The 25,362-nt window shown below is 44.6% G+C and carries 22 protein-coding genes and 1 tRNA gene; 17 read left to right on the top strand and 6 right to left on the bottom strand.

Features of this window, described 5'->3' with window-relative positions; genetic code table 11:
• Nucleotides 1–13: 13 nt before the first annotated feature.
• Genes ASN18_RS08865 through ASN18_RS08855 form a run of 3 tightly spaced genes read right to left on the bottom strand, consistent with a single transcriptional unit; the run spans nucleotide 14 to nucleotide 5,162 of the window.
• On the bottom strand, nucleotides 14–1,849 hold the full coding sequence (locus tag ASN18_RS08865; protein WP_085052389.1) for a hypothetical protein: 1,836 nt from the start codon (nucleotides 1,847–1,849) through the stop codon (nucleotides 14–16).
• Nucleotides 1,846–3,489: a hypothetical protein gene (locus ASN18_RS08860; protein WP_157072902.1), complete on the bottom strand. Its 1,644-nt coding sequence runs from the start codon at nucleotides 3,487–3,489 to the stop codon at nucleotides 1,846–1,848. The genes ASN18_RS08865 and ASN18_RS08860 overlap by 4 nt, the downstream gene beginning before the upstream one ends.
• Nucleotides 3,486–5,162 carry an ArnT family glycosyltransferase gene (locus tag ASN18_RS08855; protein ID WP_085052387.1) on the bottom strand — a complete coding sequence of 559 codons (1,677 nt, stop codon included), beginning with the start codon at nucleotides 5,160–5,162 and terminating at the stop codon, nucleotides 3,486–3,488. The genes ASN18_RS08860 and ASN18_RS08855 overlap by 4 nt, the downstream gene beginning before the upstream one ends.
• Nucleotides 5,163–5,315: 153 nt before the next feature.
• Here ASN18_RS08855 and ASN18_RS08850 point away from each other — a divergent pair, with 153 nt between their 5' ends.
• The 14 genes from ASN18_RS08850 (at nucleotide 5,316) to ASN18_RS08785 (ending at nucleotide 20,704) form a co-directional block, all read left to right on the top strand.
• On the top strand, nucleotides 5,316–6,452 hold the full coding sequence (locus tag ASN18_RS08850; RefSeq protein ID WP_085052386.1) for a DegT/DnrJ/EryC1/StrS family aminotransferase: 1,137 nt from the start codon (nucleotides 5,316–5,318) through the stop codon (nucleotides 6,450–6,452).
• Nucleotides 6,449–7,366 (top strand): radical SAM/SPASM domain-containing protein, encoded by a 918-nt coding sequence (locus ASN18_RS08845; RefSeq protein ID WP_085052385.1) that lies wholly within the window; start codon nucleotides 6,449–6,451, stop codon nucleotides 7,364–7,366. The genes ASN18_RS08850 and ASN18_RS08845 overlap by 4 nt, the downstream gene beginning before the upstream one ends.
• A complete protein-coding gene (locus tag ASN18_RS08840; RefSeq protein WP_085052384.1) occupies nucleotides 7,318–8,814 on the top strand; it encodes a hypothetical protein in 1,497 nt (498 codons plus the stop codon). The genes ASN18_RS08845 and ASN18_RS08840 overlap by 49 nt, the downstream gene beginning before the upstream one ends.
• 3 nt (nucleotides 8,815–8,817) lie before the next feature.
• Entirely contained in the window at nucleotides 8,818–9,546 is a 729-nt protein-coding gene (locus ASN18_RS08835; protein WP_085052383.1) for a class I SAM-dependent methyltransferase, read from the top strand.
• A 77-nt stretch (nucleotides 9,547–9,623) separates the two neighbouring features.
• Nucleotides 9,624–10,637, top strand: coding sequence for a radical SAM/SPASM domain-containing protein (locus ASN18_RS08830; protein ID WP_085052382.1), 1,014 nt, complete (start codon nucleotides 9,624–9,626; stop codon nucleotides 10,635–10,637).
• Nucleotides 10,638–10,651: 14 nt separating this feature from the next.
• Entirely contained in the window at nucleotides 10,652–11,563 is a 912-nt protein-coding gene (locus ASN18_RS08825) for an NAD-dependent epimerase/dehydratase family protein (protein WP_236861624.1), read from the top strand.
• Nucleotides 11,563–12,615: an ATP-grasp domain-containing protein gene (locus ASN18_RS08820; RefSeq protein ID WP_085052380.1), complete on the top strand. Its 1,053-nt coding sequence runs from the start codon at nucleotides 11,563–11,565 to the stop codon at nucleotides 12,613–12,615. Before ASN18_RS08825 ends, ASN18_RS08820 begins: the two co-directional genes overlap by 1 nt.
• 7 nt (nucleotides 12,616–12,622) lie before the next feature.
• Nucleotides 12,623–13,210 (top strand): serine O-acetyltransferase, encoded by a 588-nt coding sequence (locus ASN18_RS08815; RefSeq protein WP_085052379.1) that lies wholly within the window; start codon nucleotides 12,623–12,625, stop codon nucleotides 13,208–13,210.
• A gap of 18 nt (nucleotides 13,211–13,228) precedes the next feature.
• On the top strand, nucleotides 13,229–15,088 hold the full coding sequence (gene asnB / locus ASN18_RS08810; RefSeq protein ID WP_085052378.1) for an asparagine synthase (glutamine-hydrolyzing): 1,860 nt from the start codon (nucleotides 13,229–13,231) through the stop codon (nucleotides 15,086–15,088).
• Entirely contained in the window at nucleotides 15,061–15,804 is a 744-nt protein-coding gene (locus ASN18_RS08805) for an HAD family hydrolase (protein WP_236861623.1), read from the top strand. Before asnB ends, ASN18_RS08805 begins: the two co-directional genes overlap by 28 nt.
• Before the next feature lie 29 nt (nucleotides 15,805–15,833).
• The gene (locus tag ASN18_RS08800; RefSeq protein ID WP_236861626.1) at nucleotides 15,834–17,051 is read left to right on the top strand and encodes an ATP-binding protein; all 1,218 of its coding nucleotides are present in this window, start codon (nucleotides 15,834–15,836) and stop codon (nucleotides 17,049–17,051) included.
• A gap of 125 nt (nucleotides 17,052–17,176) precedes the next feature.
• Complete coding sequence (locus ASN18_RS08795) at nucleotides 17,177–18,211, top strand: NAD-dependent epimerase/dehydratase family protein (protein WP_085052375.1); 1,035 nt, start codon at nucleotides 17,177–17,179, stop codon at nucleotides 18,209–18,211.
• The gene (locus tag ASN18_RS08790; protein ID WP_085052374.1) at nucleotides 18,211–18,972 is read left to right on the top strand and encodes a glycosyltransferase family 2 protein; all 762 of its coding nucleotides are present in this window, start codon (nucleotides 18,211–18,213) and stop codon (nucleotides 18,970–18,972) included. Before ASN18_RS08795 ends, ASN18_RS08790 begins: the two co-directional genes overlap by 1 nt.
• Before the next feature lie 19 nt (nucleotides 18,973–18,991).
• On the top strand, nucleotides 18,992–20,704 hold the full coding sequence (locus ASN18_RS08785) for a glycosyltransferase family protein (RefSeq protein WP_085052373.1): 1,713 nt from the start codon (nucleotides 18,992–18,994) through the stop codon (nucleotides 20,702–20,704).
• Between the two features lie 30 nt (nucleotides 20,705–20,734).
• On the opposite strand, the gene ASN18_RS08780 is transcribed toward ASN18_RS08785, so the two are convergent.
• The gene (locus ASN18_RS08780; protein WP_085052372.1) at nucleotides 20,735–22,717 is read right to left on the bottom strand and encodes a multiheme c-type cytochrome; all 1,983 of its coding nucleotides are present in this window, start codon (nucleotides 22,715–22,717) and stop codon (nucleotides 20,735–20,737) included.
• Between the two features lie 209 nt (nucleotides 22,718–22,926).
• Nucleotides 22,927–23,370 (bottom strand): ISAs1 family transposase, encoded by a 444-nt coding sequence (locus tag ASN18_RS08775; RefSeq protein WP_085052371.1) that lies wholly within the window; start codon nucleotides 23,368–23,370, stop codon nucleotides 22,927–22,929.
• Between the two features lie 18 nt (nucleotides 23,371–23,388).
• Between ASN18_RS08775 and ASN18_RS08770 the strand changes: the two genes are divergently transcribed.
• From ASN18_RS08770 to ASN18_RS08760, 3 genes are all read left to right on the top strand, one after another.
• Nucleotides 23,389–23,835 (top strand): hypothetical protein, encoded by a 447-nt coding sequence (locus ASN18_RS08770; protein ID WP_157072900.1) that lies wholly within the window; start codon nucleotides 23,389–23,391, stop codon nucleotides 23,833–23,835.
• Nucleotides 23,789–24,484: a transposase gene (locus ASN18_RS08765; RefSeq protein WP_085052369.1), complete on the top strand. Its 696-nt coding sequence runs from the start codon at nucleotides 23,789–23,791 to the stop codon at nucleotides 24,482–24,484. Before ASN18_RS08770 ends, ASN18_RS08765 begins: the two co-directional genes overlap by 47 nt.
• 488 nt (nucleotides 24,485–24,972) lie before the next feature.
• Nucleotides 24,973–25,056 (top strand) — tRNA-Leu (locus ASN18_RS08760).
• A gap of 18 nt (nucleotides 25,057–25,074) precedes the next feature.
• Here the strand turns inward: ASN18_RS08760 and ASN18_RS08755 are convergent.
• A partial coding sequence (locus tag ASN18_RS08755; protein WP_236861622.1) for a hypothetical protein occupies nucleotides 25,075–25,362 on the bottom strand: 288 nt, incomplete at its 5' end.

Below are 25,362 nucleotides of genomic sequence, written 5' to 3'. Positions count from 1 at the left end.
ATAAAGACATCAGTCATCGTTTTAACTGCCTGAAGAATTCTACCGTCACTGATTTGTCGAAAAACCCGGGATATGGCGTCGTTATAGCAAATTCGCCTGCTGCGGCTGCACCGGCGCTGTCTATGAAGGGATCGAGGTTAATTCCATTTACAGCGTTAAAACAGAACTTATATCTTCTTACAGGATGCCCGGCCCGATGAAATTCAATATAAATACTGGGCGCCCTGTATAATAACCTGATGATTTTACCCTTGATGTTATATGTAACGTACACCCTTGCAAATGTATGATACCTGCCGTCAAGGTTGAATGGTATCTTGCCACCAAGCGGCACTGACACTGCACCAACGCCCTCCTGTGCAGCAGGCTCAATCACACCTCTTCTCTGTAAGACCCAGAATATGCCGTCTTTGACAACTGCCCGGTAATCGGTAAGGATTCTTCTGTACGTGGCAGGCTCAAAGAGTATGGCGCTCTTGCCGTCAAACTCCTTTTGAGCATACAATATGAACTCCGGCGCACTGCTTAAAGACCTTTCGTTCAATGAATCAAGATAGGCCGTATATGCTGAATATGACTGGAATACTGGCCGTGGTCGCCACCGCAGGCCGTAGTACCAGGCCAGGGCTGCGTCAACTGTATAAATATCCACTGTATGACCTTTGAGCAGGTCTAATGTCATGGGACTCAGCACATAATACTCAGAAAGGGCTTGCCTGTTCAGCTCATAAGGCATTGAAGGGTTAGTGTTCTTTATCAATTCACCAGCAATTTTTAGTTGATTTACCCTTGAGTTTAATATCTGCTTCACCGGGGCAGCCTTATTTTTAAACTCAACTACAGGCAGGACAACAAGCACTAAAGACACTGCAAGGGCTGCATATCTTATGCGGTTGCCGTCATCTGCCTTCTTAACATAATAAAGGGTAAAGACCAGTCCCCATGTCACAAAAAAATCCCACTCGAAGATAGAACCATTACCGGCGCTATGCTTATAGTTTATGAAAAGAGCTCCCAGGGCAAGGACAAGATAACGCATATCGCTATAATTCTTTCTACTTCGTAAAAGAAACACCCCATAGACCAGCCATGCAAAAATGGCCGCATAGAGCTTCCACGCAGGGCCGTCAACCGCCATTGCGTCAACATATCCATCGGCAATCGACCATGAATTATAGAAAAACGCACCAAGCGCCCCCAGGCTGCCCGTCATGACTGCCCCTGAGATAACCGTAAACATAAGAAACATGACAGCGCCCGAGGCGGCCTCCTTATAGCGCCTCTCCATAGCAAGTAACGCAGTGAAAGTCATAAACATACAACACACAGATAGTCCAAAGGAAAATTTTATATAAAAGAACATCGACGACACGAGCGCAATTACAGCAAGCAGCGGTATATTTTTTTCCTTTTTTAGTACGTAGCCATAAGACAGTAAAAATAAATAAAAATAATTATACACCTCCCCCGCTCTGCCATACGCCTCAATCACCCCCTGCATAAACACTACTACTGCCGCAGCAGTATAAATCGTACTCAGCAGCCCTGCCCTGTACCTCTTTAGAAACCAATATATCGCCCCCCAAAACAACAACTGTGTGAGCATTGTATATAAAAGCGTATGCAGCCACAACCCCCTGTCTATATATAACGGGTATGTAAGATAACCAAGCGGCCCAAATGTAAACACCACATCAGTGCCAAAGATGAGGCCGGTTAATCTTGCCTTGTGAATCGCAAATTTCCACGAATCATCAAGACTGCCGCTTAAGGGGGCAAAGAGGATTGGGATTGATAAAACTGCTGCAATCGTTATGGTTATGGCTGTATAGTTGTTTAATTTTTTCATGGGTTAGAGTGCCTCACCAGAGCCTCATGCACCAGCAACTGTCTCATTGTGCCGGGAATATTGACTCTTATAAAGCCATAGTTTTGCACATTTAAAAGAAATTCAAGCCACTGTGTATCGCTGGCAAAACGGGTATCCCTGTAGAGCGCATCTGAGAGTACTATCATATTAATAGCATTGTCCTTTAGAAACTGATAAAATCCTGTGTCCTTACTCCAGTCGGCAATCCAGGCGTAGTTGCGCCCAAGATAATAGGATACTCCGCCCTCGGCCTCCAGCATGTTAACGGGCTTTGATATGTTAAGTGCACTGATGAACTTTATCGTCTCTACGTTTTGCAGTTGCCCATTACCTGATGAGTAGCTAAAGTGTGGATTTGGAGCACTATACGGGGTGAGAAAAACAAACAACAAGGCATATGAAATCAAGGTCTTTTTGTCAGCCTGGTCTTGCGGTGCTGCCTTTGGGCTGAAAACAACCGCTGCTGTGAAGGCCATAAACACCCCCACAATCAGCGCATAGTGATAGCGCGGATATATTATTATCAAAGAAATCAGAGACGGCAGGCAGATAAACGACGAAAACAGTATGATTATTTTTGATTCGCTGAAGTTCTTTCTAAAGTTTTGGGCTAACGGTTTTCGACAGTAAATGCCTGCCCCGATTAGCAGCGCAGCAAGCATATAACCCTCCATAACGAATTTTGCACCTGTTCGCGTTGGCAAGATAATATTAAAGTGCATTAAGAACACCCCAAACAGTGTGTTTGAAAGCCCGATAACATTATACGCAACGTGTTTTATAACCGCTGCGGGGTTATTTACGAATGCCCCGGCAACAGAATTGGCAGAGCCAAAGGGTGTTTTAACAATTGACTCCCAGTCAGTCCATGTGTTTTTGTCTACGCGTTCCCACTTGCTTAGGTTTAGAGAAAAATGCTGCCCAAAGGCATTCCATGAGCGGTTATTCTCCCCCGAACCCGGCACTCCTATTAATGAAAAAAGGGAAATACTCAACACTATCACTAAAATCAATGCTTTAATATCCTTTTTCCACACCATCGTGTGTCTTTTTACTAAGGCATAAGCGATATAAAACCCAATGAACAGCACATATGACAGAAAAAACTCCGGCCTTGCATATGACATAAGCAGTGTCCCTACGGCTAAGAACAACGCCGATGTTGAGTTTGAGTGGATATGTCTTTTTATCGTAAACATAGCTAACGCCATAGCAAGGGCAAAATGCGAGGGCTTCGGCCACACGGCCAGATTACCCATCGAGATGAGATAAAAAAAAGTTATCCCCAGAGAAACGGCTATGGGAGTGCGATAAGTCCGCAGCAGACAATAAAAAAGCACAGTTGGGGCAATCGACATAATCCTGTAGTTCAAATAGTAGAGCTTAATATTGTCATCGATAAACAGGGAAAGAAACCAATACCATGCCTTATAAAGCGGGCCTGAGTCCGGAGGAGGAATCCCCAAAGAGGCAAGCATAACCCCTTTGTACAAATAAACGCTCTCGTCATAAAGCCCAATATCTAAAAACCGTTCTAATCCATATGTCAGCTTTACACCGGCAAGGACTATGGCAAAGACCATAGCAATGTCGGCAAGCCTCGTTTGGGAAGGAATCATTTTTCAGGTTCTATGATATAAAACGGGTAATTCGCGTAGCTGAATTCGTAGTATTTTTTCAACTCAGGCACCTTGCCATCTAATATACTAGTAGAGAATGTACCGCCCTTAACCAGCAGCAGGTATGCGATTCTAAAGCCGCTATCCCCTGCAGCGGCTGACTGACCGGTGTTGATTATACCGGCCTGAGCGATTTTATAGTTATTCGAAATATAATTCCACGACTCGCGCGACATGGCCTCCTGCATAGAATTATTATAGATGAAAATATATTTTGAGTTAAATTTTTTCTCGAATTTCTTTACTGATTCTTCGTCACCGGGAAGGGCAAAGCAAAACCTTTCAGCAAAGTAACAGGTGGCAAGTTTTTGCGCCGTAGCCAGGATTAAAAATCTGTCAGCGCTGTCCGTATGTGACTTTAAATATTCACCGGCTACATCTGTGCCCAGAAACTGGCTGTCATAGTGACGTGTGATGCTGGCCTTTACGGGTGACAGGCTCAAAATAAGAATTAAAAATGATGCATATTTTAAGTATTTTACCTTGATTAGTTCTGTAAACAGCAGGTGAAACACAAACGCCATGGAAAACGCCGCCAAATACACGTAAGGCATCTGGTAGTAGCTGTGCTGATAGAAATACAGACTAAATATCATCATATAAACAACAAAGGAGCCCAGATATGAAAGGAAAAAACTCCTCGTTCGGCCTTTTGCAAATAACAGGGCAAGCAACCCCAAAAACATAACTGTCCCAAGCTGTGCAGAGTAGTTATCTATCCAGAAGGATATTAAGGCTGAGGCATTTGTACTCCAGTACTGAGGCGTAAACGGGGCAAAGGGCTTGATATTATGCAGAGAGCCTTCTGTCAGGGACTCATTTACGTTTGTCAGCTTGGTAATCCATATGTAAAGCGGCAGAATCAGGAAGACTAAAAACCCCAGGTATGGCCTGAAGTTCATAGACTTAATATCGTCTAAAGTACGTCTGTAAGGGACAACAGGCAGTACTGCAAGGGCCGGAACCAAGAATGAAATCTTTAATAGCCCGATTAGAGCCAGAGCGCCACCGGCATACAGGGCGCTACGCCCCCCCGCGTCCTCAGACCATTTGATAAAATAATAATAAAACACGAGCAGTAAAAACAGACAGTGGCTCTCCGGCTGGATATTCCTGCCGAAAAACACGTTGAGCGGCATAATGGTCATAAACCCTGCTGTTACAAGAGACAGGACATCGTCTCCGGTGATTTTCTTTGTAACCAGATAGGAAAGCGGTATAGTCCCCAGAGAAAACAAGATAATCTGCAGGCGCATCGTCCAGAAATTGATTCCGAATATCTTCCAAAGCAGCACGCCTATATATGGTATCAGCGGGAACTGCGGGTATTCCTCATAGTAGGGGATGTCCTTGTCTGCCGCCTGAAAAAACACCTCCCTGTGAATGGAAATGCCTTTTTTGTAGAAATTCAGGGCCTCGCTCAGGTGCTGATTTTCCTTAAGATTATGAAGCCCTATGCTTACATAGTCAATATGATATGCCCGCAGAGAAAACCCGTAAATGACAAACGCCAATAAAAGTATTTTTACGTAGTTGGCCTTTAAAAATGCGGCAGCGGCATTCTCCCTGACATCTACGACAACCTTAACCGTATCCCTTGTCTTTTTAGCCATAAGAATACCCTTATATTAACATTATTTACACATATATTTACAAACCCTGAGATTTTAAGAGACAAATACCGCCATGTTGACAAAAAACCGGTTTTTATTTTAAGTTAATGTAGGGCAATGCCGATATTCTTATTCTGAGGACGGTTATCATAAATGAAGATAGACTTCTACAAACACAACATAGAGAGTTCTGACATAGACACAGCTGATGAGGTGTTAAAATCCCTGTTTCTGACTACAGGTCAGAAGGTAAGTGAATTTGAAACGAAATTCTCGCAATATCTGGGCACAAGCCACACCATTGGCGTTATGAGCTGTACTGCGGCACTTCACCTGTGTCTTGTTGCATGGGGAATAGGTGAAGGTGATGAGGTGATAACTACGCCGATGAGTTTTTGTGCAACTGCTAATGCAATCCTATACGTCAACGCTGTCCCAGTGTTTGTCGATGTCGAAGAGGGCACAGGCAACATAAACGCCGAACTTATAGAGTCGAAGATTACAAAGAAGACAAAGGCAATCATGCCAGTCCACCTCTATGGACAGATGTGCGATATGAGGAAAATCAGGGATATTGCCAACAGACACGGACTAATCGTCATCGAAGACTGTGCCCACTGTGTCGAGGGCCAAAGAGACGGCGTAAAGGTCGGCGAGCTTGGAGATGCCGCGTGTTTTAGTTTCTACACGATTAAAAATATAACCAGCGGCGAGGGCGGGGCAATCACCACTAACAATGACGAAAAGGCAAGGCTGCTCTACATGCTCAGGCTCCACGGCATAGATAAATCAGCGGCTGAACGATACACAAAAAAATACGCCCACTGGGATATGACCATGCTTGGCTGGAAATGCAATATGGACAACATCAGGGCCGCGCTATTAATCGGGCAACTAGAGAGAATTGAGAAGCTCTGGGCCAAACGGGACGAAAAGGCTAAAAAATACACAGAGGCATTCAAAGACCTGAGCGGCGTAAGACTCACGGCAGAAGTCCCGAATTCAAAACACGCCCATCACATATTCACAATTGGTGTTGCCAACAGGGATGAGATGCTTACCGAACTGCAGGATGCGGGTATTGGGGTTGCCGTAAACTACCGCCCCATTCACCTGCTGGACTACTACAGAAGGCGTTTTGGTTATAAGGAAGGGGACTTCCCCGTAGCAGAGCAAATAGGTTCAGCCACTATCACACTGCCGCTATATCCAAAATTAATGGACGAAGAACAGGACTATATTATAAACACTGTACGCTCAATAATCACTAAACGGGGAAGCGGTCAATGACATACATAAGCGACATAGACAAGGTAACACGAACTGCCGAGGCGGTGGACTATCCTGCCGTCCTGCTGATAGACAACTATAATGCCTGCAATCTGATATGTTCTATGTGCGACCATAAAAACATGAAAAGTCACAGGCCAATTCAGAAAATGGACATAGCCCTCTACAGAAAGATAATAGACGAGACGGCCATTGAAAACCCAAACGCGAGAATCTGGCAGATATTCTTTGGAGACCCGTTTCTCCTCGATGACATGCCCTACAGGATACAATACGCAAAGGACAAAGGGCTTACCGATGTGGTACTCAACACAAACGGTGTACTTATGACGCCGGAGCGTTCGCTGCCGCTTATTGAGGCCGGTCTTGACGCTATGTATGTAGGAATCGACGCTATTACCAAAGAGACATATGATAAAATCAGAGTCGGCGGCAACTACGAAAAGACTGTCAAAAATGTGCAGTCCTACCGCGATCTATTGATAAAACACGGTAACAGCAGACAAAAAATCTTTGTGCAATTTGTCGTAAGCGAATATAATGCAAATGAAACAGAGGAGTTCAGACGCTTCTGGACAAACGAAGGTGTAGCCGTAAAAATCCGCCCGAAGGTCAGTTGGGCAGGGCTTGTAGATGCCCCCAACCTCAGGGACAACAAGACTGTAACGCGCAAGCCGTGCTACTGGCTTGTCAGGAATATCAATATCTGTGCCGACGGCGAGGCCACCCTGTGTTCAGTTGATGTCCACTGCAAAGTAAAATGTGGAAACGTTATGGAAAAGACCGTCAAAGAGGTCTGGAACGGCGTCCTTAAACAGTACAGGGCAATGCACACTGAAAACAGATATGATGAGCTGCCCGATATGTGCAGGGACTGTTCAGACTGGCAGTCAACCTATGCGGAGTTTTTCTGAAACTGTCTTACTCCATACCTGAAGATGCCGAGCAATACTTTAAACCAATCCTGAGATTTTTCGGCATCGACGTGGCGGCTGCCCACCCCGCCACTACTATTCAAGATACAATTCCAGATACAGGCCATGTCTATTTTAACGGTGACTGCAATGACCCCTTGTTCAGTGAATGGATTCTAAAGAGGTTTGACCGTGTCGTGGATTTCTCAGGGATGTACGCCAGCGGCAGGGGATATATGAAATCAGTCGAAGAGACTGTTTCAATAACGTATAGTCATAAGTATTTTTCTCATAGAATTAATAAGGCAGAGACAACTGTAAAGAAACAGATAGAGCTGCCTGTTCATACATATGGCGCAAATGACGACAACGTACTGATACTCGTAAACGGCATACCTATAGTCATTTATGAAGAGACAGGGGGAAAGAGAATCGTCTATTCAACCATTAATCTGTTCGATAAACACAGCCCCTTGTCGATTTTTAAGCTAAGGCATATTGACTGGTTTTGGAGGAGTATAGAAATTGTAACGGGGATGAAACTCCGCCACCACAAATGGGCTGATACGTTTTCGATGAGGTTTGATGATGTGATTGGGGATTGCGGGTTTGATTTTTTGCTGCCCCTATGTGATATTGCCAATAAAACCCTTCTTGCGGTGGATATAAATGCCGCAAGAGAGACATTTTACAACGAACTGCTTCCAAAATGCGGCGAGGTATGTGCTCACGCCTGCTCACATTACAAATACACCCCGATGGAAAAAACAGAGCTGATATACATGAACTGGGAAGGTGGTGAGTACAGTGCTGACCAGTTGGACAAATATTTCGGACACTACGACAAATTTTTCTCTGATATACCGTCAGATAAACGCTCCACTGTCCTGAGCGCCCACGGGTTTCAAACTGGAAAGGCAGCGCTGGATTATCTTCAGAGACGCGGGATACGCTATATAATCACACCCTTTTTACCTGGCGAGCAATTCACGGCAGCGCCGCATGAGGCATTTGAGAGTTTCCCGTATAACAATATCAACTATCACATCACACGATACTCCGATGACATGTCTTTATTTTATCACACAGGCATAAAGAAGCATTTCGACACATGGAACAGCCCGCGGGGCTATAAATTACACGTCAGGGAGTCGTCTTCGACAGATTTTCTTTATGGGATAAGGCTTTTCAAGCCGCCTGATATGTATTTTGCCCCAGTGAGGGTAATCATAAAAAGACTGGAACGCCTGATGGACGATTGCTCGATAGTGGGCTTTCCACTCATACTATTCACTCACGAGACATCAATAGGCTATCTGGGGAAAAAGGGATGGGCAGAGCTTGCCGAATATATCACCGGAGACATCTCAAAGTGCCGCAAGGCGATGAAACCCTCTGAGATATTAACTGAAATGCAGAAGTCTAATCTCACCGATATGGAGGTATAATAAATGAGCGACGGCTTTGTAAAAGACGAAAGAGACCGCCTCGATTCAATGGGGAAGGTGTTTTTCACGGAAAAGGCCATGACAATCGACAGGGAGCAGATGTTAATGGTGGTTGCCGAGTCAATCGGGTACGTTACCGGGCCGGACGTAGTGGAACTTGGGTATACAGACAGGGGATGGACTGACACACTGCTTGAGCGTGGATTCAATGTGACAACCGTAGAGGGTTCAACAGAAAATATAGAATACGCAAAGAAAAAATATGGAAGCCGCTTAAACATCAGACACTCGCTCTTTGAGGAATTCACATCGGACAAAAGGTACGACTCAGTAGTGATGAGCTGCGTGCTGGAACATGTCTATGACCCAGTCGTGGTGTTGAAACAATACAAGGGACTTTTAAAGCAGGATGGCCGCATAGTTATAATCGTGCCCAATAAGATGTCCCTGCACAGAAGGGTTGGCTATCAATTAGGGATGATAAAAACATACGAGGAACTCGCCCCATCAGACTTAGAGGTTGGGCATCGCAGGCACTATTTCATTGACGATATGCTTGATGACATAAAGCGCGCAGGATTAACGGGGAGTTTCGAGAAAGGTATTTTTTTAAAACCCCTGTCCTCAGACAGAATGAAAGACTGGCCGAAGGAACTGCTGTGGGCATTTAACCACATGGGCAGGTTATTGCCGGAGTGGAGCGCCTTTTTACTGTTTATAGCAAGGGCTTAATGAGCGCAGCCCTTGCTATTATAATGTTATGTCTTTTATGCTAAGTGATACTGATTAACCTTAGAAGAGGAGATTTTATGGGCACTGAGTCAACCGCAATAAACCATTTCCCATATGATATGGACACACTGGAACAATTTAAGGATTCGCAGGCATTTCCTAAAATGGTCACAATAAACACCACCTACATATGTAACTCGAAATGTCCGCATTGCCCATATACGAACTCTACAATAAGACAGGAACAACGCGCCATTGAAACACCCTATATGCCCGAGGACGTATTTAAAACAATAGCCAGACAGACAGGACAAAATAAATCGATATTGAGGGTTTCAGGTGCCGGTGAACCGCTGCTGCACAATCGGCTTATCGACTATATCGAATACGCAAAGGCCGAGGGCTGCCAGACAGGTCTGATAACTAATGGCTCAATGATGACTGAGGACAAGGCAAGCCGCCTGCTTTCCGCAGGTATAGATACAATAGAGTTCAGCGTTGATGCCGCAGATATCGAGACATATAGTATAGTACGCAAGGGGCTTGACTTTGATAATACGCTCGAAAATATCAAGCTCACAGTTGCACTGAGAAACACACTCAACCCTGCAACAAATATAATTGCAAGCGTTGTCAACCAGAAAATCATAACTGAAAAAGTCCCTCAAATCGTCGAATTCTGGGACAAAATAGTTGACAAGGTACAGGTACGCAAGTACCTTACATGGGATATAAATGACCTGGCAGACTCCGGCGACCTCACGCCATATTTAAACGCCGATGCACCGTGCCCATTTCCCTTTGACAGAATATTGATAGACACTAATGGCGACGTCAGGTTTTGCATCTACGACATAAAGGGCAGAACAAACTGGGGAAACGTAATGAAGGAACCAATATCAGCCATATGGGGCGGGGCAGATTTTCAGTGGTTGCGGCAACTGCATATCAAGAGGGAGTTTAGCAGAATGAAACTCTGCGAAAACTGCGCCGACAGGCAATTCCGTTCATGGAACTATAACTACTACTACCTGCTTGAGAAGGCATCAAAAGAGAAGCTGCAAAAGCAGCCCAGTAAAGATGAAACATAAGAGGGAACCTAAGATTGACTGATGAGGGCGTCTTTTTGATAACAGGGACAAGCGGCCTTTTAGGCAGACGCCTACTGCGTGTTTTAACGAGGGAATATCCGCAGATGAGGGTTGTCGCTGCCATAAGGACTGAAGACAGCATCGAGGCAGATAATAATATAAAATATACAAGCGGAGACCTTACGCTCACTGAATCATGGGCAAAGATGCCCGATAACGTTACCCATGTCTTCCACCTCGCAGCGGCAATCCCGCGTGGAGGCGGAGCTGATGATACATCTGTTGCACTAAATAACATACTGCCCGTAGTTCACTTAGCCGCACAAACCCATCACTGGAGGCACCTCAGACAGGTCGTCTACAGCTCATCTATATCTGTTTACGCCGATACCCCTGATATTATTAATGAAGACTCCCAACTTGGGCCAGCTGATGCCTATGCCGCATCCAAATTGGCTGGAGAAAACCTGCTTACCCCGCTTCGTAAAAAAGGTGTCAGGACCGCCTTTCTCAGATATTCATCTTTATACGGCAATGGGCAGTACCCTGGAACTGTCCTGCCTGTTATGATAGACTGTGCTATGAAAAACAGAGAGATATTGGTCTACGGAAGCGGAGAGAGGACACAGGATTTTCTCCACTGCGAGGACGCCGCAATAGCAAACGTCCTTGCCGCCCGAAGGCAGGCCGATGGGGTATTTAACATAGGCTCAGGCACGCCTGTCACAATGAGCGAACTGGCCCAAGCTGTAAACAGGGTATTCGCCTCAGGTGAGGCAAAAATCACTTACCTGCCGGACAAAGACGATGGAGATATGGGAAGAAAGATTAATATATCGAGGGCACGGCACGAACTGACTTTCTCTCCAAAATATCAAATTGAAGAGGGTTTGGAACAACTCAAAACAGGTATGGGGTTAAACTAATGGCAGCGCACAGGGTTTTAATAACCGCCATAGGTGGAAACATTGGGCAGGGGATATTAAAATCCTTACGGGCAGCAAATCGGGATTACTACATCGTAGGGATTGATATGCACCCGCTCTCAGCGGGTTTTTCGCTGGCCGACGCATACTATACCGTATCCAAAACCGGTTCGCCAACGTTTTATGCAGAAATAAAAGACATCATCACAAGAGAACAGATTGAGGCCATTTATGTGTGTGTGCCGCCGGAGCTGGAGTATTTCAGCCTGCAAAAGGAAGTCATTCAGCAGGAACTCGGCGTTGAGGTCTTTGTAAATCCTGTTGAGGTGGTGCGCATTGGCTCAGACAAATTACTAACGTCGGAATTCCTGAAAAATAATTCATTCCCTTATCCAGAAACCCACATTGCAGATGATGACGTGGCTGTCGAGAGAATGATTTCTACATATGGATTCCCCCTGATAATGAAGCCTCGTTTGGGGTCTTCATCAAAAAATATTTTTGTAGTACACTCGCTAAAAGAGATAGAGGCAGCTAAAATTCTGGCCCCCGACATGCTCATACAGAGATACTTAGTCGGCGATGATGCCGAGTACACGGCCACTACCGTCGCAGACAAAGACAAAAATATCTTTGCCTCAATCGTTCTGCACAGAGACCTGCTTGCAGGGACGACATTCAGGACTGAGCTTACACAAGACGACAGCATTACGGCACAAATCACAGCCATTGCAAACGCCTTAGGGACAACAGGGGCATGTAATTTTCAATTTCGGCTGCTTGACGGGCAGGTATATGTCTTCGAGATAAACCCGCGGTTCTCCGGCACAAACGGTATACGCTACCTCTATGGCTTTAACGATGCAGAGATGGTTTTCGAGGTGTTTAAGTTGAATCTTGCCGGATACCAGCCCAAGCTCCACCCGGCGGTAGTGCTGCGGTACTGGAACGAGATATATATCGAAAACGCTGATTTTAAAACACTAAGCACCGGCACTGCAAGGCATGACGGCCTTGAGACGGTCACACGACCGCTGTTGAAGCGCCCCTAGTTATATTGTGAAATTTGCAGAACTAATAAGGCTGATTAAAAGTGATTTTTCCCGTTTTGAGCAGAGTTTCCGGCAACGGGGACACCCATACTCAAAGGGACGCGTACTGATTGAAAGTATATTGTTTAAGGCCGGTTTCCACAGTGTTTTACTATATCGCATATCACACTGGCTCTATAGAAACAGGCATAACTACGCGGCATGGTTTATTACACGGTTAAACATTACCCTGACAGGGGCAGAGATAGAATTCAACGCGCAAATCGGCCCGGGACTGTTTATTGCCCACCCGGTTGGCATAGTCATTGGAAGGGGCACGACAATAGGTTCTCATGCGACAATCTTTCAGGGGGTTTCTTTCATCGTGAAGAGCTGGCATCCTGATTCGATTAAAAAATTTCCCCGCGTGGGGGATAACTGTTTTTTCTTTGCCAATTCCACTATAATTGGGGATATATCAATAGGAAATCAATGTGTCGCGGCAGCCCACACCGTCGTGAATAAGGACATGCCAGACGGCTCTATGGCCTTAGGGGTGCCGGCGGTGATTTACCCGCAGCGCGGGCAGCGCGAGATAGAGTCATGGTTTAAGTGAAAGGAGCGTGTAAAGAGGATGTGCGGGATATGCGGCTATACAGATAATCAACCCCACGGGGTGCTTCAGGCAATGCTTAAGCGCATGGCACACAGGGGGCCGGACGACTCAGGATACATTATTGACGGGGTTGACGACGGGCACGTTACGCTTGGCATGGCACGTCTGTCTATTATTGACCTGTCGGGCGGGCATCAGCCCATACCGAACGAGGACGACTCCATCTGGGTAGTGTTCAACGGGGAGATTTATAATTATATAGAACTTCGGGAGGAGTTAGAGCGCGCTGGTCACTCCTTTAAAACCATGAGCGATACAGAGACAATCGTCCATGCTTATGAACAGTACGGCATAGACTTCCTGCACAAACTCAACGGCATGTTTGCCATAGCCATATGGGACAAACGCACAGAGACACTTATGTTAGCACGAGACCGCTTTGGCGTTAAACCGCTCTGTTATATGGAGAAAAACAAGGCCATCGTATTTGCATCGGAGATAAATACCATGTTGTGCCACCCACTAACTGGGAGGGAAATAGACCACGAGGCACTAAGCCACTACTTCGCACTTCGCAACATACCGGCCCCATTTACCGTGTATAAAGACATCAGGGTACTTCTGCCCGGACACGCGCTGATAAAAAACAAAACAGGCACAAAAATATTAAAGTGGTATGACCTTAATATGAACGCTGCATGGCAGGACAGGGACGAGAACGCACTGATTGAACGAATAGATGAAATCCTCCGTGACAGCGTCCGGCTTCGCCTGAGGGCAGATGTAAGTTACGGGGCATTTCTCTCGGGTGGGATAGATTCCTCAACCGTCGTTGCCATAATGAGCCAATACTCTCCCAAGCCAGTACAGACATTTAGCCTTGCGTTTGCCGATATGCCAGCACATAAAAATGACCCATATTTTGCCCGCATCGTTGCTAGTCAATATGCAACCGCACACCACGAATGTGTAATGAGCTGGTCTGACCTTCAGCAAGGGCTTTCAACGGTAATCTGCCATCTTGGGCAGCCATTTGCCGGTGTTATATCATCCTATTGGCTGTCAAAGTATATGAGCCAGCACGTCAAGGTGGCGCTCTCAGGAGACGGGGCAGATGACATGTTTGCCTCTTACGGTCACCACCGCCTTGTCTGGCCTATTGCCGCGGCACGACTGGCAAAGGCACAGGGACGACCGTCAGACGACCTTGATTACGGTTTTTTTAATAACAGAAGGGATTTTGTTGAAACCATGTCCGCGTATGAACCGTGGCAGTGGCGCCTGGCCTATACATCGTTCATGGAAGAGGACAAGGCACATGTGTTCTCAAAAAAGGGAAAGGAACTTTTCCTGTCCTACTCTACCACAGATTTTCTTAAAAACATATATCTGTCGTGTAACGATAAGGCCGACGAGCTGAACAAGATGCTCTATCTCGACATCAATACGCTGCTTCACAACGAGATACTGTTTTTTAATGATATGCTCTCAATGGCCAGTTCTCTTGAGGTGAGAACTCCATTTCTGGATTACCGTATGGTGGAGCTTGCCGCGTCCATACCGGGGAGCCTGAAGATAAAGGGGCTGACCCTTAAGTATATCTTGAGGTGCGTGGCCGCCCGTTATGTACCAAAAGAGATTTTAGACAGACCGAAGGAGGGTTTCGTCCTGCCAAAAAACACATGGCTAAGACAGGGACTTTCGTCAATGGTAAGGGAAGTACTCTCTGCAGAGCGGCTAAGTATACACGGCTACTTTGACACAAGATACGTGGATTCACTTGTAAAGCGGTTCATCGAGGCAGATGAGACGCTGACATATAAAGTATGGACACTGATGATATTTCAAATATGGCTGGAGAGCTGCTATCACAAATAAGTGGTGGACTTACCGGAATTCTGTTTGATTTCGGTGATACGCTTGTGGCATTGCGGCCGTCGCGTGAGGAGGTATTTATGCTGGCCGCCTCATCAATCGGTCTGCGCCTCCGTCTGGCAGATGTAAAATCGGCCTATACAATTGTAGATTTTAACAACAAATACTCATCCATCAAGATTAAAGACGCCGTGGAAAAGGCGGCCTTCTATCTCGACTATAACGAAAAACTATGCAGGGCAATAGGGATTTCAAGCCATTTTAAAAGGCTTCAACCGGTGCTTGTCGAACAATTCAACCAAAAGAGGCACTGGAGCGCAATAAAGGGCGTTAAGGGGGTCTTAGGGAATCTGCAGCACCGTTTAGGATTGCCGCTAGGGATAGTGGCAAACTGGGACAGGAATCTTCGCATGATAATAGACAGACTTGGATTAACCAGTTATTTTAAGGTAATTATATCATCTGAGGAGGCTGGTGTAGAAAAACCAAACCCTGAGATATTAGACATAGCCCTGCGGGGGATGTCTCTTGAAAAATCCCGTAAAAACGTACTTTATGTCGGCAATGAATACGAATCAGATGTGTTGTGCGCGACAATGGCAGGTGTTATACCCATCCTTATAGACAGACGCAATCTGTACGGAAGCTGTGACTGCATAAGATTTAAGTCATTGATACATTTTTATGGCGCATTTGATTTCAGACCTGCCCTGCGTTAAGGTGAATTGCATGAGAAACAAGATTGCCCGTGAGTATTTCGTCGTGGAAACAGCATGTTGACAATTCTGCAATCTGGCTGCATAATATCCACATGTGGATAAAGAGAAATGCCGAAGAGTTAATCATAAATCTTGGAAGACAATTTCCCGCCGTCTTTGTTACTGGTGCAAGGCAGACAGGGAAGACCAGCATATTAACACACCTTTTCCCTGATTATTCCTATGTCACACTGGATGATCCCGACATGGCCGAAGAGGCGATAAACTCACCTCATGATTTTATAGGCTCATTGAACAAGCCGGTAATTATAGATGAGGCGCAGTACGCACCCGGCCTTTTCAGGCATATCAAGCTAACCATTGATAAGTCAAAACGCAGTGGACAGTTTTTTTTAACCGGCTCACAGAGTTTTCAGCTCATGCAAAACCTGTCAGAAAGTCTGGCCGGACGCTGTGCCATAGTCAATCTTCAGCCATTGTCCGCTCACGAACTACAGCGCGCAAACAGGCTTACTTCTGTTGAAGATTACATAGGTACAGGAGGTTTCCCGGCTCTTTACGCTGATATGAACCGACACCATTGGTACCCTTCGTATATATCGACTTACCTCGAAAGGGATGTCAGAAATATAATGCGTGTCGGCAGTTTACGTGACTTTAATCGATTTTTACGGGCTGCCGCCATACGGACGGCACAAACCCTGTCTTTTGTTGACCTGTCAAGAGACGTCGGGGTATCCCCAAACACCATAAAAGCATGGGTATCGGCGCTTGAGGCATCGCATATGGTCTGTTTACTTGAACCATACCACAGAAGTCTCGGCAAGAGGCTTGTCAAGTCACCCAAGCTCTATTTCCTTGACACAGGGCTTGCCGCTCATCTCATGGGTCTTTATTCATGGGATGAGATTGCGAATACCCCAATGGCAGGGGCGCTATGGGAGACCTATGCCTTTAGCCAAATACAACGCTACCTGTTTTCACAGGGGCTAACGAATCCACCGCTTTACTACTGGCGTACAAGAGAGGGCAGAGAGATTGACTTTATTATTGAAAAAGGCGGTCAGTTCATAGCCATTGAAGCTAAATTGACTGGTGTGCCCGCGCCGCCAAAGGGGTTCAAATACTTCGAAAATTACTATGGAGAAAACGCAATATTAAAAGGGTATATAGTCTGTCGGGTTAAGAACGACCATGCAATCACACCAGAAGTAAAGGCAATCAACGGCGTCTGCTTTGATTTCTGATACAGTGGGTAAATAATTCCCTTTCACATACCGATATGGATATCGCTGGTTGAACAAGTTGACTATCAAAGAGGGAATATTCTATTATCTACACTGTTTAATAACTGGATACGGAGAACAGTAAAATGATGAAAAAGGTATTTATAACAGGAGGAGCTGGCTATATCGGTTCCATAATGATAGGGGCAATGCTCGAAAACGAGTATGAAGTTATAGTGCTTGACAGAATGTTTTTTGGAAAGAGGCCGGTTCTTAAATACCTGGACCATCCAAAAGTCCATTTTTATAAGGATGACGTAAGATATTTCGACAAGGCATTGCTAAAGGGAGTGGATGTGGTAATAGACCTTGCCGGTATTTCCAACGACCCTGCCAGTGAAATAAACCCGCAGGCAACAATTAATATAAACCAGAAAGGCTCGATACGTGTAGCTAAGGTATCGAAAGAAATGGGAGTACGTCAGTACATACTTGCCTCCTCGTGCAGCATATATGGAGAAGGTGACGACAACCTCTTAAACGAAGAGTCAAAGAAAAACCCTGTATCATTGTATGCAAGGTCGAAAATCAAGGCAGAAGAGGCCATAAAGCCACTTGCCGATGATAATTTTTGTGTCACATTTCTTAGAAACGGGACAGTCTACGGCTACTCCACAAGAATGCGTTTCGACCTTGTTGTAAACACAATGACCTGGAAGGCATGGCAAAACGGGAAGATACACATCATGGGTGGAGGCCAGCAGTGGAGACCGCTGGTTCATGTAAAAGATGTAGTGGACGCATTTTTACTTGTAATGCAGACGCAAAACTTATCTATTATAAATGGACAGGCCTTTAATGTCGGCTCAAACGACCAAAACTACCAGATATGGCAGATAGCCAATATGGTAAAAAATGCCATACCAAATACCGAACTGGAGTTCTTTCCATCAGACCCGGACAGGAGAGACTACAGGGTATGCTGCGATAAAATAACAAATGTCCTTGGGTTTAAGACGAAAAAAACGGTAACCGACGGGATAATTGAGATATTAGACGGCCTCAAATCAGGATATATCGATGCCATGGACCCTTCAAATATTACGGTCAAGTACTATAAGTATCTGCTTGAAGCCGAGAAAGCCTTGCGTGAAATCAAATACAAGGGAAAGATATTTTAATGGAGAAATTCGACAGAAGTGTTTCCATGTTAAGCTGGGCCTATAATGAGGAGGAGTCTATCGAGGAGTTTCTCAAAAGGGCATACGACCTGATGGAACAAACCGTTGAGGATTTTGAACTTATACTGATTGACGACTGTAGTACCGACAGGACATATGAACTTGCGGAGACGTTCATGAAGACACATGTAAAATTCAGACTATACAGAAACGAGAAAAATCTTGATGTCGGGCTTTCACTTCAAAGGGCGGTCAAATCTGCATCGAAGGAATTCCTGTTTTGGCAGACAGTAGACTGGAGTTATAATATAGGTGATTTGCGAAAACACCTTGAGCTGCTAAAGACATTTGACATAGTTCAGGGTGTACGTGGAAATACCATATTAATAGGGCGTTCAGATAATTTAAAAAAATCAATAGTTTCAATAGTGAATTACCTTATAATCAGGTTATTGTTTAAAGTACCCCTGTCAGATTATCAAAACGTGACCTTTTATCCCACAAAGTGGATACAATCGATAACCTATGAATCTAAGAGCGGTTTCTCCAACCCTGAGGGGTTAATAAAGTCATCCTGGTGTGGAAAGTCAATCAGGGAGGTGCTAATAGGTTTTATCAATAGGAAGCTGGGAGCTGCAAAGGGAACGAGACCGAAGTCAGTCAAAGCCTCTGTTATCGATATATTCAGGCTGTGGTTTAAGTGGATTGTATTAAACAAAAGGGTGTTTACAAAAAATGGCGCCATTGAGCGATACAAATAAGAATGGGCTTAATAGTTAAGTGAAACTGCATAGGGCTGTGCTCGTATTTTTTATAGCCTCTGCCATCATATTTACGATATTCATAGCTGGTTTCTTTATTAATCTCAATACAACCGTTTCCACATCGTCAGGATATATCACGGTTGAGGCATTTCATCAGATATTTTATAATACAGTAAATGGCCGGTTATTTCAATTGTCAATAAACAAAGACAATATGCACATTTTTGAAAACAAAAATCCTCACGCCTACATAAATCAATTGGCCGCACCGGTTACGTTTACGATGAACGCGCTGGCACTGAGCTATGTGTTTTGGCAGGATATAAACTTTTTCTACGCAATATTTTTTATTTTCAATTACATTGGGCTGCTTTTATATACATGGAAGCTAATGAAATTCTACGCCCCCGCGTGGTATAAACAAAAATTCTACATTGCTGCTGGCGTTCTTATGATAAGCAGTTACATGACAATCGTTCACTTCGGCGGCAACAGGGGCCTGATAATAGGACCTTTTATTTTGGCCTCGTATTATTACTTAAAGACAGAGAAATGGCTGCCCTATTCGATTGCCACCGCACTAGGTATATTGACCTCCGATGATTCGGCAATGTTTTATTTCACATTCGCCGCATATTGCTACATCTTTGAAAATAAGAAAATCGGAGCGCTTACAGGTTTGGCCTCATTCTTATACACCGGCCTTGTGTTGTTTATCATACAGCCTGCCGCAAGGTTTAACTTGCAGCTTGAGCAAATAAATCACGTTGCGTTCTATAGGGATGTTCAAAACAGGATTTACAATTTCTTAAATTTTATCTATAAGTTTCCAACCGAGATAAAAGAGGTCCTAGCGTTTATACCTCTTATCGTATGCCTTTTTCTTATAGCAAACCGCAGGGACATAAAACCGCTGAAAATATTGGGACTGATTGTCTTAGCCCCACTAAGCCACTGGTTTATTACATATGCCACAAATATCGGAGGCCATCACCTCATGCACATAATGGCCTGTATATATCTGACCTGCATTTACCTGATTGCTAAAACAGATTTCGGGCAGCTTCAGCTCTCCGGGGCGATAAAAAAATCTGCCGCTGCACTTTTTGCGCTTTTCATTGTGTCCAACCTGTATTTATTAATGGTCGCTGATTTCCCCTTTAAATTCCAAATCAGGTGGTATCTGCAGGACAAAATACCGGTATCGTCTTATTATAAAATGCTGGTTGGACAGGACTTATACAAGACTATTGAAAGCAACAGAGAATTCATTAATCAGATAAACAGCATTCCAAAAAAACACAGCCTCGCATTTTGGGCAAACAGGACAGTAAGCGGTTTTATTTCCAATCGTTCAGACATTTGGCCTTTCCCCTCACTATCGCTGGACGCTGACTTCCTGGCAATTCAACGCAACGCCAATAACGCCTATTTCTGCACGAAAGATAGCGCAAACCTCTCACATGCCAACACATCCGACGAAATAAGACTGTTGGGAGCCGAGGAAGACTGCGCGGTATCAGCCGTATTTACTGAAAAACTCATCCATCGGCTAGTTGATGAGCTTAAAACTCATGCGGTCGCTTACTCAAGCGACAATGTTATCGTATTGAAAAGGCTCTCCCACGCAGTTATAGAAATACCTTCTGATTCGATTGGACTTAATTTCCTGTCTAATGTCCCCGGCGTCCTCGATAATTATCTCAAGAAACTGAAAAATCTCTTTTAACATCCTCTAGTTCCTGAGCCGTGAACTGCATTAGTTATTATTCTGACAGATATTCGCCGTAATTGGAAAATCATTGATCTCAAAAAGTGTATACGTCTTATTGCTCTTCATAAAATTATCATCTATAGCATCTATCAGATTACTGTCAATATCAGCAAGCGCTTCAGGTGGAAACCCTGCAGGGTCACCGCTTCTGCCAGCCTCTATGTTTTTCTTTATATCCATAAGCAGCCACGGTGGGTAAAAACGCCAATTCAGTGCAAAGCGCCCGGCTGCTGGCTGCCCATCACACTGTTTAATATCAAGTTCAGGGTAATAGATGAGTTTTGAGGTTATAACAGGGCCTTTTTCAGAAGTATCATTTACGAGTCCATCTGTAAATTTTGTAAAATATACAGAACCAGCAAAATCCAAAACAGGTTTTCCTCCGATGTTAGACTTTGTGTAATATAAACTGTCTGAGAAGTGGATAAGGTTGATGTCTGAGCCATTTTTCGTAATAACAGGGAAATAAAAATCCCTCGCGCCAGGGCTTAGTTTATTGATCTCGGAATAACGCTTAAAGCCAATTTCATGACCGCCAAGCACCTCATACGGGCCAGATACCTTGCCGGATGAAAATATCACTTTACCACCGCATTTAATCTCTGCCTCAACCCAAAGCTCACGAAACTGGCTGACTCCGGTAGGAACATTATGACCGCCTCGTGTATTATTCAGTTGTATCCCTACTGTAGCCTTACCTGGAACACAGGCGCTTGCATTGTACTCAGGCTTTAACAAGACCTGAAAATCAAGCGTAGACCTGAGCATTCTGATTTTTTCAACGGCCAGATACTCTAACGGATACCCAAGCTCATCAGCCTTTGCAGCGCTCATAAGTGCGTTAGCTCCACCTACTAACATGTGGTTAGCAACAGGGATATTTTTAAAGCGCTTCTCCTGAGTGTATTTTGACATATCCCCAAGTTCAGCTTTACCCTTATAGGTATTGACCATGTGGCAGTCAACACAGCTCTGCCCGTCTTTAAAGGCTGCGCCGTGCTGCCACTCCCTGACAGTCATCTGCTCAAGAGGATCATCTTCTATATTGACGTGAAGCCGGGTTTGAACCATATGGCAGTGGCGGCAGACGCCTGCTGTGTTACCTTTGCCTTTGCCGCCACCAGAGAAACCATCTGCGAAATCAAGTTTCTGTTCAGCGTCCAAAGTTGCTGTCCCTTGTATTTCATCATCTGTGATTATGTGATGAAATCCATAACGGTGCATTGTTGAAGTGGGTAGTTTACGGCTGTCCAAACCACTGGCAGCATGTCGCCCTGTGCGCACTGTGATTCCTGACATATCATAAAACATCGTATTAATACCGTGTTGATGGTTTATTTTTCTTAGAAGGTCATAATCTTTGCGATTATCTTTAAGTGGAGCATGGCAGGCAAGGCAGGTGACGCCCTCTTTACCCAGTTTATGAGTGGGATAATAGGGAGGTTTCACCTCGTCTGCCAAATGCATAAGCTCATCACTTATGACATCTAACTCTATTAAAATGTTTTTGTCTTTCTCCGGCTCAACCATCTGTGCTATAACTGTTCTGTTGTTATTTCTGAGAAAATGGTCAAAAGTTGCTGCTGGCGCATGGCAGCGTATACATAGGTATGGCAAATCACCGCCGATTCTTGTAGCGCCTCCAGTGAGCAGGTTGACCTTTAACTCAAACCAGTTGTATACGGGCGCTGCTGCTGCTACGGAGTGGTTGCTGCGCTGCCAGTCCCTGTACTGCTCAGTGTGGCAAACTCCGCATTGCTCTGCTGAAATTTCTTTTTTGTTAAAGGCATGGGCAGAAATTATTGATGTGTTTAATAGTGGGTTATCTGATGCCTCCATCACAGAATTAAAGGAACTCTGCCCTGTCTCAGCGCCGTAGAGCGGCACTGTAATTATAAAAGCTAAAATAAGAAAAGACATCTGATACAACAAGCCGTGCTTTATCTTATATTCTAATCTCTTAAACATAATCCTTTCCTCAAGTCAGAGAATTTTCAAATTTACTACTATCTAATTGCATAAGTGTGCAATAGTATCTATGCTACTTTCTGGCTATAAATGCCTTATGCCGTGAAGCATGACACAATCGCTTATTTATGTAATTAAAAACTATTTATTATAACATATTTTTATGATATCTAAATAATGGATTGATAACCCCCCAGGGCAAACGCATTTCAACATAGGATGATTTTCTCCATGTAGTTATTGCTCCAACCAGCTTTCAGTCTCTTGTTTTTAACGCCTATTTTGGCGGTTTTCTCCAATTTCAGAAGATTCAGCGCAATATGCCTTGCTACAGAAAAGTTTTCCGCTGCATAACCACTACGTATACGACTGTAATCCTCACGAAACACTACATCCAATACCCAGTGGAGCGAGTTTTCTATTGTCCAGTGACTTCTCACCGCTCTACTAAAGTCTTCGCTATCTGCTCCTATGCTACTTATATAATATCTTGTCTCGACTGTCATTTTCCCATCAATCTCTCTTTCTGATTCCACACATCCTATACTTTTTAAGCCTTCCCATTTTTCTTTATCGATTATCCAACCTACATCCTCGGTTATCCAATATTTTCTTGTTTCTATACGGCCATGCTCCCCGTCCACTATAACCATGCCCTGTCCCTCCCGTCTTTGCTTGGTCTTCACAAACCTATTTTAACAGCTTCGACGGCGAGCAGGGTATCCTTTTATTTTTTTACCGGACACTACTGGAGGCAGGCATTAAGAGCAGGTCTAAGTCGAAGGGAGAGACGAGAGAAACAGAGGAGATTCCGCAAGGAACGTAAAAGGACGACACCGTCGGAAGCGGTAATATTTCGTTATTTATCGAAATTTCATGATAAGGAACAAGAGAAACTGAGGGTAGGCAGGACAGCATTCATACCGAAGGTCACAGAGAATCTGAAGGCACTGATGAGTATAAACACAGGTTTGATAGGATTTGAAGTAATAAAGCCATGTGAAGAGACAGCCACATTAGACATGGACGCTACATTATCAGAGACATCAAAGAAGGAAGCGCTTTACAGCTATGAAGGAAGAGAAGGCATATCAGCCGTTAAACACATATTGGCATGAAAGAGAAGTGGTGTTGCACACGGAATTTCGTGATGGCAATGTACCAGCGGGATATGAACAGCGGAGGGTATTAGAGGAAGCATTAAAGTGTTTACCGAAAGGGGTGAGGAAAGTACGTTTGAGGTCTGACAGTGCGGGGTATCAACACGATTTGTTGAGATATTGTGAAGCAGGGGAAAACAAGCGATTTGGCAGGATAGAGTTTGTGATAAGCTGCGATGTGACGAAGGCATTTAGGGAAGCGGTGATGGAAGTAGCAGAAGCGGACTGGCATCCAATATATAAGGAGATAAATGGAGAACTTAGGGAGACAGGAAGAGAATATGCGGAGGTATGCTTTGTACCAAACAAACTATGTCATAGCAAGGGTGCGCCGGAATATAGGTATCTTGCAACACGGCGGGAAATAAAAGGTCGTGAGCTTCCCGGAATGGAGAAAGATGAGTTACCGTTTCCAACAATGATGATAAAAAATAATCGTTATAAAATATTCGGGTACGTGACAAATATGGATTGGTCAGGAGATAAGCTGATAAAGTGGATTTATGGGAGATGCGGCAAGAGTGAACAGGCGCATGACGTAATGATTTCGCTGGCGGGCGGTTTCCATCAGGGGATTTTGGTGAAAATGCTGCATGGTGGTGGGTAACAGTGCTGGCACATAACTTTAACGTCCTGATGAAGCGGCTGGTGCTTGGACAGTCGTGGATTAATAAGCGAATGAAGGCCATCCGACTAGGTCTGATCTTCATAGCTGGACGAGTAATAGAGAGGTCACGCAAAATGATAATTCGAATATCTGGCGACCATCTATCATGGTCATTACTAGCACGGCGGAAAATTGCGCAATTGGCTTGCGCTCCATGAACACATATAGAGGTTTTATGATATAGTTTTTTAAAAATCAGGAGGGTTGTGTCCATTAAGGTAAATTCATAGGTTTTTTTGGGCGTGAGGGCTGTTTAAATCGCCTCTCAAGGGTGGGGGTGAGATGGACCCCTTACCAAAATCTCTCAAAAAAAACCAAAACTGATGTCACGGCTTACTTTGATGGTTGATTTAGGCCTAGGCGCCTGCTTGACACCAGATGATACTATATGATACCTTAAATACGGTATATGTTCAGTAGCTATATGTGCCGAAGTGGTGGAATTGGTAGACACGCAAGGTTCAGGGTCTTGTGGGGGCAACTCCGTGGGGGTTCGAGTCCCCCCTTCGGCATTTATTTATCCTTTTAAATCAACTACTTGTAAAAAATAATGCCATTCCGGTTTTTGCTTTACCAAGTTTCAGCACCTTACCCCTCCTGTTCACCGCCTCCCTTAATTTTTGAGAGGTAGCATGATAATATTTTTGGGTGGTCCTGATGTCAGTATGCCTTGCGAGTATCTGAGCAACGAATGGATTTGTATCATCTTCAACTAACTGTGTTATGAATGCTTGCGCCGGAGCAAACCGACCACTCATTCCGGAACATGCCGACCAGTGATTCCGGAGTAAGCCGACCAGTGTTCCGAAAAGAAAGCG

Origin of the sequence: Candidatus Magnetominusculus xianensis (genome assembly GCA_001541255.1) — a bacterium.
Taxonomy (GTDB): domain Bacteria; phylum Nitrospirota; class Thermodesulfovibrionia; order Thermodesulfovibrionales; family Magnetobacteriaceae; genus Magnetominusculus; species Magnetominusculus xianensis.
This window is presented reverse-complemented; position numbering and strand designations above follow the sequence as displayed.